Here is a 14,196-nt window from a genome sequence, read left to right as displayed (position 1 = left end):
ATTAAGGACAAGGCAAAGAGCTTCCGGCAGGCGGGCGGCTTGCGGTCTCTCTCCGAATGCGCATAATAGGCGATCAAAATCAGAATGATAACTATTAATATTTAAAATTTATGCAGACTCATGATGCCTATCGCCGACGTCTTTTACAGGCGATGGCCGTGTTGCCCTGGTGGTTTTCCCGCCGCGCCGCCGCCGCGCCCATACCCGATGCGGCACGTATTATCGCGCTGGAGTGGCGCCCGGCGGAGCTGCTGCTGGCCCTTGGCGTGACGCCGATGGCCATTGCCGACGCGCCGAATTACCGCAGCTGGGTGGCGGAGCCGGCGCTGCCGCCGTCGGTGCTGGACGTGGGGCTGCGCAACGAACCGAATATGGAAGCGATGCAGCGCCTGGCGCCCTCGCTGATCCTGCTATCGGAGGGTTTTGGCCCGGCGCCTGCAAGCGTCGCGTCCATTGCGCCCACCATGACCTTCCGTTTTAGCCGGCAAGGCGATCGGCCTTTGGCCGTGGCCCGCCAGGATATCGCCGCCCTGGCCGGGCGCCTGGGGATGCCGGATCGGGCGCAACGACATATGGCCGATCTCGACCGGCAACTGGACCAGACCCGGCAGCGGCTGGCGTCTGGATCCCTTCCGCTTCCCCCCGTCTTGCTGTTTTCCTTTATCGACAGCCGCCGCATCATGGTTATCGGCAAAAACAGCCTGCTCCAGGATGTGCTGGATCGGGTGGGGGTGGCGAACGCCTGGGACGGCGAGGAAAATGTCTGGGGCAGCGCAACGGTGGGCCTTGAGCGGCTGGCGCAGTTCCGGGGCGTCAGGGCGCTGTGTTTTCATCGCGGCGCCCAGGATCCCCTGGCGGAAGTGGCCGGTTCCACGCTTTGGCAAACGCTGCCTTTTGTCCGGGAAAAACAGCTGCGGGTGCTGCCCGCGGTGTGGTTTTTCGGCGCCACCCTTGCCGCCATGCGCTTTTGCCGGATGCTCGGGCAGGCGATGGAGCCACGGGCATGAGTAAACGCGTTCCGCGCTTATCCGCCGCATTGGTCCTGGCGTTGTCGCTTGCCGCGCTGTCGCTTGCGGTATTTAATTTAACCCTTCAGCTCGCGCCCGGTTTATGGTGGCGGGCGGCGTGCCATCCCGATACCGGCAGTATTGATCAAATGCTGTTTCACTACAGCCTGCTGCCGCGCACCGCGCTCTCGCTGCTGGTGGGCGCCGGGCTGGGGCTGGTGGGGGTGGTGTTCCAGCAAATACTGCGCAATCCGCTGGCCGAACCCACCACGCTCGGGGTGTCGGCGGGCGCGCAACTGGGGCTCACGGTGGCGACCCTCCTGGCGTTGCCGGGCGACGAGGCGACCCGCCAACTGGCGACGATAGCCGGCGCGCTGGCGGTGGGCGGCCTGGTGTTCGGCGTTTCCTGGGGGCGCCGGTTGTCGCCGGTCACCCTGATTCTGGCGGGATTGGTCTTGGGGCTTTACTGCGGGGCGGCCAAAAGCCTGCTGGCGCTGCTTAACTATGAGCGGCTGCAAACCCTTTTTCTCTGGAGCAGCGGCATGCTCAACCAGCAGGATTGGAGCAGGGTACAGTTCCTGCTGCCCCGGCTGGCCGTCGGCCTGCTGCTGATATTGCTGATGCTGCGACCGCTGATGCTGATGGGATTGGATGACGGCGTGGCGCGCAACCTGGGCCTGGGCCTTATCGCCGCGCGCGTCGGCGGCATCGGCGTGGCGATCGTATTAAGCGCCTTTCTGGTCAACGCCGCCGGCATTATTGGTTTTATCGGCCTGTTCGCGCCGCTGCTGGCGCGGATGCTCGGGGCCAGGCGCCTGCTGCCCCGTTTAGGGTTTTCCTGCCTGCTGGGCGCGCTGCTGCTGCTGCTCAGCGATCAACTGATGATCCTGCTGGCCCGGCTGTGGCGGGAAATCCCCACCGGCGCCGCCACCGCCCTGATCGGCGCCCCCCTGCTGCTATGGCTGTTGCCCAGGCTCAGGGAGACCCGCGCCATGGCCACGGATAATGCCCAGATGCTCAGGCCGGAGCGGCGGATGACGCCGCCGGCCGTACTGGCAGGGGTTGCGCTGCTGATACTGGTCGCCGTCGTGGCGCTGACGCTGGGACGCGATAATTACGGCTGGTATTGGTCGCTACAGGAGATGTGGCGCTGGCGCTGGCCGCGCGTGCTGGCGGCCGGCGCGGCCGGCGCGATGCTGGCGGCGGCGGGCACCCTGATTCAGAAAATGACCGGCAATCCGATGGCCAGCCCGGAAGTGCTGGGCATCAGTTCCGGCGCGGCCTTTGGCGTGGTGCTGCTGTTGCTGCTGGTGCCGGACGACGCGTTTGCCTGGCTGCTGCCGGCCGGTAGCCTGGGGGCGGCCCTGACGCTGCTGCTGATTATAGTGCTCTCGCAGCGCGGCGGGTTTTCCAGCGGGCGTTTGCTGCTGGTGGGCATAGCGCTGAGCACGCTGTTCACCACCTTGCTTACCCTGCTGCTGGTCAGCGGCGATCCGCGCATGTCATCGGTGCTGACCTGGCTATCCGGCTCCACCTACAAGGTCAGCGGCGCCCAGGCCATACGCACCGCCGTTATCGCCGTGGTACTGCTGGCGGCGGCGCCCCTGTTGCGCCGCTGGCTGGACCTGCTGCCGCTGGGCGGCGCCACCGCGCGCGCGGCGGGCGTGGCGTTAAAACCGGCGCGTATGGCCATTCTATTGCTGGCCGCCGGGTTGATTGCCACCGCCACCTTGAACGTTGGCCCGCTCAGTTTTATCGGCCTGATGGCGCCGCATATGGCCCGGCTGACCGGATTTCGCCGTCCCATGCCACAGATGCTGGCGGCCTGCCTGCTGGGCGGCGTGCTGATGATGATCGCCGATTGGTGCGGCCGATTTATTATTTTCCCTTATCAAATTCCCGCCGGGCTATTGGCCACCTTCTTTGGCGCGCCCTATTTTATCTATTTACTGCGCCGGCAGGCCGGCTGATGTATTACCCTGGCATCAGGCGCGCTAATCTATTTACACACCGCGCCGGCGGACCGGTTAACAGACCGGTGCGCCTGGCCTCGGATCGGTTCACAGCTCACCATTCCCCCGCGGGTGACAGGGGAATACCGGGCAAATACCCGTCGACGCGTGAGATTTGTTAATTTAAGACAAAAGAATTACTAATATCTAAAATATTGTCTTGCAAATAATGCATCCTCTTGCATAATCCTGAACTCTCATAAGAATCATTCTCATTATTATTCAGCAAGGGTTTTCTGCACATGCGTACTGCCGATTTTTCTCCCGTAGGGCGAATCACGTCCTCTCCACGTCTACTGGCAGTGGTTATCGGCGCGTGCTGCGGCGCGATGGCGTTACCCGCCAACGCCGCCGCCGCATCCAGCGCTGCTAACGCCGCCGCGTCTACCGCCGCCACGCCTGCCGCCAATACGGCCGCGGGCAAGGGTGATACCATTACCGTGGTGGCCGCGCCGGAGAACAACTTCCGTCCGGGCGGCGATCAGCTGGTGCCGGCGTATATGGATGGTCAGATCGCCAACGGCGGCCGGGTGGGATTTTTGGGGCAGCAGGATGCCAGTAAAGTGCCCTTCAGCGTCGTCGGGTTCACGTCGAAGCTTATCCAGGATCAGCAGGCGCGCACGCTGGCGGATGTGCTGAATAACGATGCCTCGGTGCAAAGCGGCTACGGTTACGGCAACTATGCGGAAACCTTTGTGGTGCGCGGATTCCCCCTGTACACCGATGATATTTCCTATGGCGGTCTGTACGGCATATTGCCCCGCCAGCAGGTCCCCACCGAGTTTGCCGAACGCATCGAGCTGTTAAAAGGTTCCAGCGCGTTCCTCAACGGCGTGCCGCCCGGCGGCACCGGCGTCGGCGGTACGGTAAACGTCGAGCCCAAACGCGCCGGCGATGAACCGCTGAACCGCGTTTCCCTGGACTATACCTCCAAATCCGAAGTGGGCGGCGCGTTTGATATCGCACGCCGTTATGGCGATAACAACCAGTTCGGCGTGCGCGTCAACGGGGTACACCGTGAAGGCGGCACCGCTATCGATGATGAAAAACGCCGTCTGACCTTGGGTTCCATCGGACTGGATTACCGTGGCGATCGGTTGCGCACTTCGCTGGATTTCGGCGCCAGCAAACAAACAGTGCACGGCGGCCGTCCGGTAGTGTATCTCGGCAACGCGACTGAAATACCGGACGTTCCCTCCGCCACCGGCAATTATGGCCAGAAATGGGCCTATACCGATACGGAAACTGAGTTCGGCATGCTGCGCGGCGAATATGATTTGACGGATTCCTGGACCGCCTATGCGGGTGTCGGCGCCAATCATACCCATGAGTACGGCAAATACTCATCGCCAACGCTACGCGACAACGACGGCAACGCCACCATGAGCCGCATGACGGTGCCTTATTTTTCCGACAGCTTTGCCAGCCAGGCGGGCATCCGCGGCAACTTTGATACCGGCTTCGTCAAACATAATATCAACATCGGTTTCTCCACCCTTAACCGTAAGGTGAGCAGCGCCTACACCCTGACCGCCGCCTCGATCGGCGAAAATATTTATGATCCGGTCAATGTCAGCGAGCCGATGAACGATCTTTATACCGGCGGCAGTATGGGCGATCCCGGCGTGACCAATCGGGTACGCAACAACGGCATCGCCATCGCCGATACCATGTCGGTACTGGATGATAAAGTGCAGCTGATCGCCGGCGCCCGGCGCCAGAACGTGGTAGTGACCAATTACGCCTATACCGGCGAGCAGGATAGCCAGTTCGATGAAACCAAGGTGACCCCGGCCTTCGGCCTGGTGGTCAAACCCTGGGATCATATCTCGCTATACGCCAACCATATCGAAGCGCTGCAGGCCGGCGATAGCGCGGGCCTGACCTATAACGGCGACCTGGTAACCAACGGCGGGCAGGTGGCCGGCATCCAGACCTCCAAACAAAACGAAGTGGGGATCAAGGCGGACTACGGCCGTGTCGCCGGTTCGGTGGCGTTGTTTGAAATCAAGAAGCCGGTCGGCGTCTATACCCCCAACGGCGCCGACAGTTATACGTTCAACAACAGCGGTGAGGTGCGTAACCGCGGCCTGGAGCTGAATGTCTTCGGCGAACCGGTGTACGGCGTGCGTTTAAACGGCAGCATGACCTGGATGGACCCGGAAATGACCAAGACCCAGGACGGCGCTTACAACGGCAATGACGCCATCGGCATTCCGCGCTACCAGATGGTGCTCGGCGGCGAGTGGGATATCCCCGGCCTGACTAACATTACCGCCACCGGCAAGGTGATTCATACCGGCTCGCAGTATGCCGATTCGGCCAACAACCTGAAGGTGGATAGCTGGAACCGCCTGGATCTGGGCCTGCGCTATAATATGAACCTGCCGAAAAACAATATTATCTGGCGTGCCGGCGTGGAAAACGTCACCAATGAGAAGTATTGGGCTTCGGCCACCGGCGGTTACCTGACCCAGGGCGACCCGCGTGAAGCGAAAGTGTCCATGACGGTCGACTTCTGATCACGCCTTCAGCATAAATCCACACCCTGCCGGCATACCGGCAGGGTTGGCGATAACCCTCATTTCAAACCGCGCCGGCCTGAAGACTTTCAGTGGTCTACAGTAATAACAGGCAATCCCTTCAAGGAGCGCGCGATGCTATCCGTTCATCACCTGAATAAATCCAGATCACACCGTATCCTGTGGCTATTGGAAGAGCTTGATCTGCCCTACGACGTTTTTTATTACCAGCGGGATAAACATATGCTGGCGCCTGAAACGCTGAAAATAATCCATCCGCTGGGCAAATCACCCATTCTCACCGACGGCGCGCTGACCCTGGCGGAATCGGGCGCCATTATTGATTATGTGCTGGATCGCTACGACGGCGCGTTCCTGCTCGCGCCGCAGGACAGTGGCAGCGAGGAGTGGGTACGGTATCGCTACTGGCTGCATTATGCCGAAGGGTCGTTAATGCCGTTACTGGTGATGAAGCTGATTTTCGGCATGCTGGGTAAACCGCCGGTACCGCTGCTGGCAAGGCCCATCGGCGCGGCGGTGGGCAAGGGGGTATCGCGCAAATATCTCGATCCCCAGTTGCTGACCCATTGCCGGTATCTGGAGAATCATCTCAGCCAGTATCTCTGGTTCGCCGGCGACCGGTTCAGCGCGGCGGATATCCAGATGAGCTTTCCGCTGGAGGGCCTGGCGACGCGCGTGGGCATTGACGGGTACCCGTCGCTGCGGTCTTATCTTGATAAACTGCGGCAGCGGCCGGCCTACCAGCGGGCGAAAGAGCGCGAGCAGCCGCCCGGGACAGCCTGAGGACCCCCGCCAAATCAATAAAGTGTCAGCTAAAGGAACTTTCGGTTGAAATCCCCCCGCCGGGGGCAGGATAATCCCCGCCCTCGCATGGTTATATCATCGCAATCGTGACGGTAAGTGATGATGAAGCAACATAATCCCAGGGGATTTTTTATGTCCAGTTCCATCCAACCGGCCAGCGACAACGCCCGGCCGCGCTCCTCGCTTGATGCCTGGTTCCAGATTTCCGCGCGCGGCAGTACCCTGCGCCAGGAAGTATTGGCCGGCCTGACCACGTTTCTGGCCATGGTGTATTCGGTGATCGTGGTGCCCGGCATGTTGGGCAAGGCCGGGTTTCCGCCGGCGGCGGTATTTGTCGCCACCTGCCTGGTGGCGGCGTTCGGTTCGCTGTTGATGGGGCTATGGGCCAACCTGCCGATGGCGATCGGCTGCGCCATTTCCCTTACCGCCTTTACCGCGTTCAGCCTGGTCTTGGGCCAGCATATCAGCGTGCCGGTGGCGTTGGGCGCGGTATTCCTGATGGGGGTGGCGTTTACCCTGATTTCCGCCACCGGCATCCGCTCCTGGATCCTGCATAACCTGCCTATGGGCGTGGCCCACGGCACCGGTATCGGCATCGGCCTGTTTTTATTGATTATTGCCGCCAACGGCGTCGGCCTGGTGGTAAAGAACCCTATCGAAGGCCTGCCGGTGGCCTTGGGTCATTTTGCCTCGTTCCCGGTCATGATGGCGCTGACGGGGCTGGCGGCCATTTTTGGCCTGGAAAAGCTGCGGGTGCCGGGCGGCATTTTGCTGGTGATTATCGCCATCTCGCTGCTGGGCCTGATATTTGATCCCCAGGTCAGCTATCGCGGGCTGTTTGCCTTGCCGACCCTGTCCGACGCCGAGGGGCATTCGCTGATTTTTAACCTGGATATCAAGGGCGCGCTGCAGCCGGCGGTATTGCCAAGCGTGCTGGCGCTGGTGATGACGGCGGTGTTCGACGCCACGGGCACCATTCGCGCGGTGGCCGGGCAGGCCAACCTGCTGGATAAGGATGGCCAGATTATCAACGGCGGCCGCGCGCTGACCGCGGATTCCCTGAGCAGTATCTTTTCGTCGCTGGTGGGCGCGTCCCCGGCCGCGGTCTATATCGAATCCGCCGCCGGGACCGCCGCCGGCGGCAAGACCGGGCTGACCGCGACCATTGTCGGTCTGCTGTTCCTGGTGATCCTGTTTTTATCGCCGCTGTCTTATCTGGTGCCGGCGTACGCCACAGCACCCGCGCTGATGTATGTCGGCCTGCTGATGCTCAGCAACGTCGCCAAACTGGATTTCAGCGATTTTGTCGACGCGATGTCGGGACTGCTGTGCGCGACCTTTATCGTGCTGACCTGCAACATCGTCACCGGTATCATGCTGGGCTTCGGATCGCTGGTTATCGGCCGGGTTTTTGCCGGGGAATGGCGCAGGCTAAACGTCGGCACGGTGCTTATCGCCGTGGCGCTGGTCACGTTTTACGCCGGCGGCTGGGCTATCTGAGGGGGTTAATGCCGGCGTGACGCGGCTACCCGCCGTCGCGCGGGTTATTTGCGCAGCTTTATCTTGCTTCCAGGCCGCGCCGGTTTCTTTAACCGGCGCGGTTTTTTATTGCTATCCCGGCGCCGCTACCCGATCGGGGGATAAAAAAAAACCGCCCATGGCCGATAACAGGTTTTTAACTTTTGGCAAAATGATCTACTATCAAAACTCGCGTTTCAGGCCAGGACCCCGCTCCAGGGCCAGACGGTAAACGTTGCCAGAAGGACAGACTAAGGTAAGCATGGAAATCTTTTTTACAATTCTGATCCTCACCTTGATTGTATCCCTGTCGGGTGTGATTACGCGTATTTTGCCGTTTCAAATTCCCCTGCCGTTAATGCAGATTGCGCTGGGCGCGCTGCTGGCCTGGCCGCAGTTCGGCCTGCACGTGGATTTTAACCCGGAACTGTTCCTGGTGCTGTTTATCCCGCCGCTGCTGTTCGCCGACGGCTGGAAAACACCGGCGCGGGAATTTTTACGCCACGGCGGCGAAATCGTGGCGCTGGCCCTGGTGCTGGTGCTGATTACCGTGGTCGGGGTCGGTTACCTGATTTACTGGATGGTGCCCGGCATTCCGCTAGTGGCGGCGCTGGCGCTGGCGGCGGTATTGTCGCCCACCGATGCCGTGGCGCTTTCCGGCATCGTCGGCGAAGGCCGCATCCCCAAGAAGCTGATGGACATCCTGCAGGGCGAGGCGCTGATGAACGATGCGTCCGGCCTGGTCTCGCTGAAGTTCGCCATTGCCGTGGCCATGGGCACCATGGTGTTTACCGTGGGCGGCGCCACGCTTGAGTTCGTGAAAGTGGCGGCCGGCGGTTTACTGGCCGGCGTGGCGGTGACCTGGGCCTATAGCAAGTCGTTGCGGCTGATCAACCGCTGGAGCGGCGACGACCCCGCCACCCAAACGGTATTGCTGCTGCTGTTGCCCTTCGCCTCCTACCTGATCGCCGAACATCTCGGCGTGTCCGGTATCCTGGCGGCGGTGGCCTCCGGCATGACCATCGGCCAGTCCGGCATTATCCGCAACGCGCCGCTGGCCATGCGCCTGCGCGCCAATAGCGTCTGGGCGATGCTGGAGTTTGTGTTTAACGGCATGGTGTTTATCCTGCTGGGCCTGCAGTTCCCGGAAATCCTGGCCACCTCCATTACTCAGGCCGAGCTGGATCCGACCATCGAAACCTGGATGCTGTTTACCGATATCGTGGTGATCTATGCGGCGCTGATGCTGCTGCGGTTCGTCTGGCTATTATTGATGAAAAAATTCAGCCAGCGGTTTTTGCATAAACGGCCGATGGTGTTTGGCGACTACAGCATGCGCGAAATCCTTATCGCCTCCTTTGCCGGGGTGCGCGGCGCCATCACCCTGGCCGGCGTGCTGTCGATCCCGCTGCTGCTGAGCGACGGCGCCGCGTTTCCTTCCCGCTACCAACTGGTGTTTATCGCCGCCGGGGTGATCCTGTTTTCGCTGATCTGCGGGGTGATCGCCCTGCCGCTGCTGCTGCGCGGCATCGTGGTATCGGATAAGGCGCTGAACCGCAAGGAAGAGCGCATGGCGCGCGCCGCCGCCGCCGAGGTGGCTATCGAAAGCCTGCGTAAAATGCAGGAGCGGCTGGCCAACGATAATGAAGAAAATATCGACACTCAGCTGCTTAACGAGGTTAGCGCGCGGGTTGTCGGCAACCTGCGCCGGCGCGTCGACGGCAAAAGCGATCAGGGCGACGCGCTGCTGGCGGAAAACCTGGAGCGGCGCATGCGGCTCAATGCGCTGCGCGCCGAGCGGGGCGAGTATTATCATCTGCGCGCCCAGCAGAAAATCAGCAATGAAACCCTGATGAAGCTGCTGCACGATCTGGATTTGCTCGAGGCGCTGCTCATCGAGCGGGAATAATGCCCGGGGGCGTCCGGCGGGGAAGCGCGCTGATGTCCGTTTATGGCCGCGTGCGGCTATGCGCTGGCGTGCCGTTTAGCGCGCATCGGCGGGTTTCGGCTGCGGCCAATGCTGGCGGCAGGCGGTTATCCAGGCCTGGGCGCCATGGGACAGATAACTGTCCTGGCGCCAAATAAGCCCCAGCCGCCACATCATCAACGGCGCTACCGGCAGCGACAGCAGCCGGGTTTTATCCAGCCGCCGGCAGATGGGCTCGGGCAGGATGGCGATGCCGATGCCCGCTTCCACCATGGCCGCCAGAAAATCCCATTGCCCGCTGCGCACCGCGATTTGCGCCGTGATGCCCCCGGCCTGGAAGGCGGTCATCAACTGCCGGTAAAGCGCAAAATCCTCGTTATAGATTAATATCGGCCAGCTCCCCAACTCGGCAAAAGGCACTGTGTCGCGCCTGAGCCACGGCGCTGCGCGCGGCACCACCGCGCATAACGGGTGGCCAAACAGGGGCAATATGGCCAGGGCGGCTTCGGTATCAGGCGTCAGCGCGGTCAGCGCCACATCCAGCTCGCCGGACAATACCGCCTGCTGTACCGTCAAACCGCCAAACTCGGCGATCTGCAATTCTATACCGGGGTACTGGCGGCGGAAATCGCGGATCAGATCCGCCATTTGCGTACCGACCATGGGGGGAATGCCCAGCCGCAGGCGGCCTTTTTTCAGCGAGCCGATATCCTCAAGCTCCGTCTCCAGCTGGCGGAATTGATCCAGAATGCCCAGCCCGCGGTGATACACCGCCTGCCCGCTGTCGGTCAGGCGCAGCCTGCGTCCCTCGCGGATCAGCAACGTGCAGTCCAGCTCCTCCTCCAGATGTTTGAGCATTTTGCTGATGGTGGGCTGGGTAACGAATAAGCTTTGCGCCGCGCGCGTAAAGCTTTGCTGTTTGACCACTTCCACAAAATATCGCAGGGTGCGGATATCCATGACTATTCCAATGGGTAATGATATCCATGATATTAATTCATTTTAAGCAAGTTTACCCGTCCGCCTATAATGCCGTTTCTTCGAAGCAAAAAAGGATGCTGTCATGCTGTCGCAAGGGCGCCTGAACCTGCCGCCGCGCGTGCTGCAATATCAACTCCCGGTCCAGGTGGGGTTGTATATCGGCCTGTTCCTGATAGCCCAGCAATTGGTGGCGCGTTTTCATCTGCCGCTGCCCGCCAATGTGGTGGGCATGTTTATGCTGCTGGCGCTGATTTTATCGGGTATCGTGCCGGTGGCGTGGGTGGCGGCCGGGGCGCGCTGGCTGTTGGCGGAAATGTTGCTGTTTTTCGTCCCCGCCGTGGTGGCGGTGATTAATTATACCCAATTGCTGATGCTGGACGGCTGGCGTATTTTTGTGGTGATTGCCATCAGCACCGTGCTGGTGCTGGGGGTTACCGGCCTGGTGGTCGACCGGGTGTATCGTTTTGAGCTGTGGCTGGCGCGCCAAAAGGCCCGACATGATTGATCTGATCCTGGGTCTGGCTTGTTTATTAGTGACCTTGGTGCTGTATTTCGCTAATAAGCACCTTTATCGCCTTCATCACCACCTGATGCTGATGCCGCTGATTTTTACCCCCGCGGTGCTGGTGGCATTGCTGGCGGTAACCCATGTGTCCTATCAGCACTATCTGGTGGAAACCCATTGGTTGTTATGGCTGTTGGGCCCTGCCACCATCGCGTTTGCGGTGCCGGTATACGAAAACCTGGCGATTATCCGCCAGCATTGGCTGTCGCTTTGCGCCGGCGTTATCGCCGCGACCCTAACGGCGGTCATCAGCTCGGTATGGCTGGCGCGTCTGCTGGCGTTGCCCGAGGTTATCCAGCGCAGCCTGGCGGTGCGTTCCATCACCACGCCGTTCGCGCTCGAGGCGGCCCGGCAGATGGGCGGCCAGCCGGATCTGGTGGCGCTGTTCGTGGTGATCACCGGCGTGTTCGGCATGGCGATGGGCGATATTGTTTTTTTGCGTTTGTCGGTCACGGGCAAGATGGCCAAAGGCGCCGGCCTCGGCGCGTCATCCCACGGCGCGGGCACCGCGCGCGCCTATGAGCTGGGCCGGGAGGAGGGCGTGGTGTCGAGCCTGGTGATGATGCTGGCGGGAGTGCTTACGGTGATGGTGGCGCCGCTGATTGGGCGGGTGATGTGGTAAAGCCGCATCAGTAAGTTGATTTTATGGGTAAAAGACTTGCGTGGCGCGGGCGCCGGACGCGCGCTGGTAAAGGCGGTCCGTCCGCACGGACCGCCGGGCCGCTTGCCTGCGCCGGGCAATTCCTCTATCGCCCAGTGCGTGGCACGCGTAACCCTGCCTAGGCGATAGAAACCCCACCGGCGGTCGCAAGCGACACCTTTACCGCCGCCGCGATCAGGCCTTTTTGAATGCGGCCGGGGCCGGTGTTTCCGGCCGCACGGCGTTGGGTTCGCGCACGCCGGTCTGCGAGCGGATAAACTGGGCGAAGAACAGCGCGCGCTCGCTGGCGCCCTGCGCCGAGGTATCGGTAATCGAAAACACCCAGATACCGATAAACGCCACCAGCATCGAGAACAGCGCCGGATATTCATACGGATAAATCGGCGCGGCATGGCCCAGCACCTGCACCCAGACGGTCGGCCCCAGGATCATCAGCATCACGGCGGTAATCAACCCCAGCCAGCCGCCCACCATGGCTCCGCGCGTGGTGAGCTTCGACCAGTACATCGACAGCAGGATAATGGGGAAGTTACAGCTGGCGGCAATGGAGAAGGCCAGCCCGACCATAAAGGCGATGTTCTGCTTTTCAAAGGCAATGCCCAGCGCAATGGCGACGATGCCCAGGATCACCACGGTGATTTTTGACACCCTGAGCTCGTCGCGTTCGGTGGCGTTGCCGCGCTTGATGACGCTGGCGTAAAGATCGTGGGAAACCGCCGACGCCCCGGCCAGGGTCAGTCCCGCCACCACCGCAAGGATAGTGGCGAAAGCCACCGCCGAGATAAAGCCCAGGAAGAAGTTGCCGCCCACGGCGTTCGCCAGGTGGATGGCCGCCATATTGGCGCCGCCCAATAACGCGCCGGAGCTGTCCTTAAACACCGGGTTGGCGCCGACCAGCAATATAGCGCCGAAGCCGATGATAAAGGTTAAAAAGTAAAAATAACCCATAAAACCGGTGGCGTAGAGCACGCTCTTGCGCGCTTCCTTGGCGTCGCTGACGGTAAAAAAGCGCATCAGGATATGGGGCAGGCCGGCGGTGCCGAACATCAGCGCCAGTCCCAGCGAGAGCGCGGAGATGGGATCGGAGACCAGCCCGCCGGGGCGCATGATGGCGGCGCCTTTGCTATGCACCTTCATGGCCTCGGAAAACAGCGTGTCAAAACTGAAGTGGACGGTTTTCATCACCATCAGCGCGATAAACGTGGCCCCCGCCAGCAACAGCACCGCTTTGATAATCTGCACCCAGGTGGTGGCCAGCATGCCGCCGAACAGCACATACATCACCATCAGGATGCCGACCAGCACCACCGCCACATGGTAATTCAGGCCGAACAGCAGCTGGATAAGCTTACCCGCGCCCACCATCTGGGCAATCAGGTACAGCGCCACCACCACCAGCGAACCACAGGCGGACAGGGTACGAATCGGCATTTGCTTAAGGCGGTAGGAAGCCACGTCGGCAAAGGTGTAGCGGCCGAGGTTGCGCAGCCGTTCGGCGATCAAGAACAGGATAATCGGCCAGCCGACCAGGAAACCCAGCGAATAGATCAGGCCGTCATAACCCGAGGTATACACCAGCGCGGAAATACCGAGAAACGACGCCGCCGACATATAGTCGCCGGAGATGGCCAGACCGTTTTGCAGGCCGGTGATATTGCCGCCGGCGGTATAATAGTCCTTGCGCGAGCGGGTCCGTTTCGAGGCCCAATAGGTGATATACAGCGTCATGGCGACAAACAGCACGAACAGGATGATGGCCTGGATGTTCAGCGGCTGCCGGTCCCCCGGCGCCGCCTGTGCCAGCAGGGGAAAGGCCAACAGCAAGCCCGCGGGGAATCTGATGAATTTATGCATCGTACCGTACCTCGCGCAGGAGCTGTTGGGTCAGGCGTTCAAATTCGCCATTGGCGCGGATGACATAAACCGCGGTCAGGATAAATGAGAGGATGATAATGCCGACACCTATCGGGATACCGCGCGTGATGCTGGTCCCCTCATGGATCGGCGTGCCCAGCCAGCCCGGCGCAAAGGCGATCAGCATGATAAAACCATAGTAGATCATAAGCATTATCAACGAGAGCAGCACCGCAAAATGCTGTCGTTTGGCCACCAGTTCCTTGAAGTGTGGGTTACTCGCTATCCTTTGATAAATGACGTCATTCATCAGGGACTCTCCAG

Annotated in this window: 11 protein-coding genes; 8 read left to right on the top strand and 3 right to left on the bottom strand. The window is 61.0% G+C overall.

Annotated features, from left to right (window positions below):
• Window positions 1-110: 110 nt before the first annotated feature.
• The 6 genes from fhuD to ABUK12_RS14700 all read left to right on the top strand — a co-directional run bounded on the left by fhuD (window position 111) and on the right by ABUK12_RS14700 (window position 9,793).
• Entirely contained in the window at window positions 111-1,007 is an 897-nt protein-coding gene (gene fhuD, locus ABUK12_RS14725; RefSeq protein ID WP_410012567.1) for a Fe(3+)-hydroxamate ABC transporter substrate-binding protein FhuD, read from the top strand.
• A complete protein-coding gene (gene fhuB / locus ABUK12_RS14720; protein WP_410012566.1) occupies window positions 1,004-2,977 on the top strand; it encodes a Fe(3+)-hydroxamate ABC transporter permease FhuB in 1,974 nt (657 codons plus the stop codon). The genes fhuD and fhuB overlap by 4 nt, the downstream gene beginning before the upstream one ends.
• 284 nt (window positions 2,978-3,261) lie before the next feature.
• Entirely contained in the window at window positions 3,262-5,541 is a 2,280-nt protein-coding gene (locus ABUK12_RS14715) for a TonB-dependent receptor (protein ID WP_410012565.1), read from the top strand.
• A 135-nt stretch (window positions 5,542-5,676) separates the two neighbouring features.
• The gene (locus tag ABUK12_RS14710) at window positions 5,677-6,345 is read left to right on the top strand and encodes a glutathione S-transferase (protein WP_410012564.1); all 669 of its coding nucleotides are present in this window, start codon (window positions 5,677-5,679) and stop codon (window positions 6,343-6,345) included.
• Window positions 6,346-6,498: 153 nt separating this feature from the next.
• Window positions 6,499-7,866, top strand: coding sequence for an NCS2 family permease (locus ABUK12_RS14705; RefSeq protein WP_410012563.1), 1,368 nt, complete (start codon window positions 6,499-6,501; stop codon window positions 7,864-7,866).
• 280 nt (window positions 7,867-8,146) lie between these two features.
• On the top strand, window positions 8,147-9,793 hold the full coding sequence (locus ABUK12_RS14700; protein WP_410012562.1) for a Na+/H+ antiporter: 1,647 nt from the start codon (window positions 8,147-8,149) through the stop codon (window positions 9,791-9,793).
• A 75-nt stretch (window positions 9,794-9,868) separates the two neighbouring features.
• Here the strand turns inward: ABUK12_RS14700 and ABUK12_RS14695 are convergent, their stop codons facing one another.
• Window positions 9,869-10,771 carry a LysR family transcriptional regulator gene (locus tag ABUK12_RS14695; RefSeq protein ID WP_410012561.1) on the bottom strand — a complete coding sequence of 301 codons (903 nt, stop codon included), beginning with the start codon at window positions 10,769-10,771 and terminating at the stop codon, window positions 9,869-9,871.
• Window positions 10,772-10,874: 103 nt separating this feature from the next.
• On the opposite strand from ABUK12_RS14695, the gene ABUK12_RS14690 reads away from it, so the two are divergent.
• A complete protein-coding gene (locus ABUK12_RS14690) occupies window positions 10,875-11,297 on the top strand; it encodes a CidA/LrgA family protein (RefSeq protein WP_410012560.1) in 423 nt (140 codons plus the stop codon).
• Window positions 11,290-11,979, top strand: a complete 690-nt coding sequence (locus tag ABUK12_RS14685) for an LrgB family protein (RefSeq protein ID WP_410012559.1) — start codon at window positions 11,290-11,292, stop codon at window positions 11,977-11,979. The genes ABUK12_RS14690 and ABUK12_RS14685 overlap by 8 nt, the downstream gene beginning before the upstream one ends.
• A 213-nt stretch (window positions 11,980-12,192) precedes the next feature.
• On the opposite strand, the gene ABUK12_RS14680 is transcribed toward ABUK12_RS14685, so the two are convergent.
• Entirely contained in the window at window positions 12,193-13,872 is a 1,680-nt protein-coding gene (locus ABUK12_RS14680; protein ID WP_410012558.1) for a cation acetate symporter, read from the bottom strand.
• A complete protein-coding gene (locus ABUK12_RS14675; protein ID WP_410012557.1) occupies window positions 13,865-14,182 on the bottom strand; it encodes a DUF485 domain-containing protein in 318 nt (105 codons plus the stop codon). The genes ABUK12_RS14680 and ABUK12_RS14675 overlap by 8 nt, the downstream gene beginning before the upstream one ends.
• Window positions 14,183-14,196: the final 14 nt, after the last annotated feature.

Source organism: Sodalis sp. C49, from assembly GCF_046352915.1.
In the GTDB taxonomy this organism is placed as follows: domain Bacteria; phylum Pseudomonadota; class Gammaproteobacteria; order Enterobacterales; family Enterobacteriaceae; genus Acerihabitans.
Note: the sequence above shows the minus strand (reverse complement) of the source record. Positions and strands in the feature narration are given on the sequence as shown.

Bases quoted from the DNA above. Each gene is read 5' to 3' on its own strand.
- fhuD (WP_410012567.1), top strand. From the start codon at position 111: ATGCAGACTCATGATGCCTATCGCCGACGTCTTTTACAGGCGATGGCC.
- fhuB (WP_410012566.1), top strand. From the start codon at position 1,004: ATGAGTAAACGCGTTCCGCGCTTATCCGCCGCATTGGTCCTGGCGTTG.
- ABUK12_RS14715 (WP_410012565.1), top strand. From the start codon at position 3,262: ATGCGTACTGCCGATTTTTCTCCCGTAGGGCGAATCACGTCCTCTCCA.
- ABUK12_RS14710 (WP_410012564.1), top strand. From the start codon at position 5,677: ATGCTATCCGTTCATCACCTGAATAAATCCAGATCACACCGTATCCTG.
- ABUK12_RS14705 (WP_410012563.1), top strand. From the start codon at position 6,499: ATGTCCAGTTCCATCCAACCGGCCAGCGACAACGCCCGGCCGCGCTCC.
- ABUK12_RS14700 (WP_410012562.1), top strand. From the start codon at position 8,147: ATGGAAATCTTTTTTACAATTCTGATCCTCACCTTGATTGTATCCCTG.
- ABUK12_RS14695 (WP_410012561.1), bottom strand. From the start codon at position 10,771: ATGGATATCCGCACCCTGCGATATTTTGTGGAAGTGGTCAAACAGCAA.
- ABUK12_RS14690 (WP_410012560.1), top strand. From the start codon at position 10,875: ATGCTGTCGCAAGGGCGCCTGAACCTGCCGCCGCGCGTGCTGCAATAT.
- ABUK12_RS14685 (WP_410012559.1), top strand. From the start codon at position 11,290: ATGATTGATCTGATCCTGGGTCTGGCTTGTTTATTAGTGACCTTGGTG.
- ABUK12_RS14680 (WP_410012558.1), bottom strand. From the start codon at position 13,872: ATGCATAAATTCATCAGATTCCCCGCGGGCTTGCTGTTGGCCTTTCCC.
- ABUK12_RS14675 (WP_410012557.1), bottom strand. From the start codon at position 14,182: ATGAATGACGTCATTTATCAAAGGATAGCGAGTAACCCACACTTCAAG.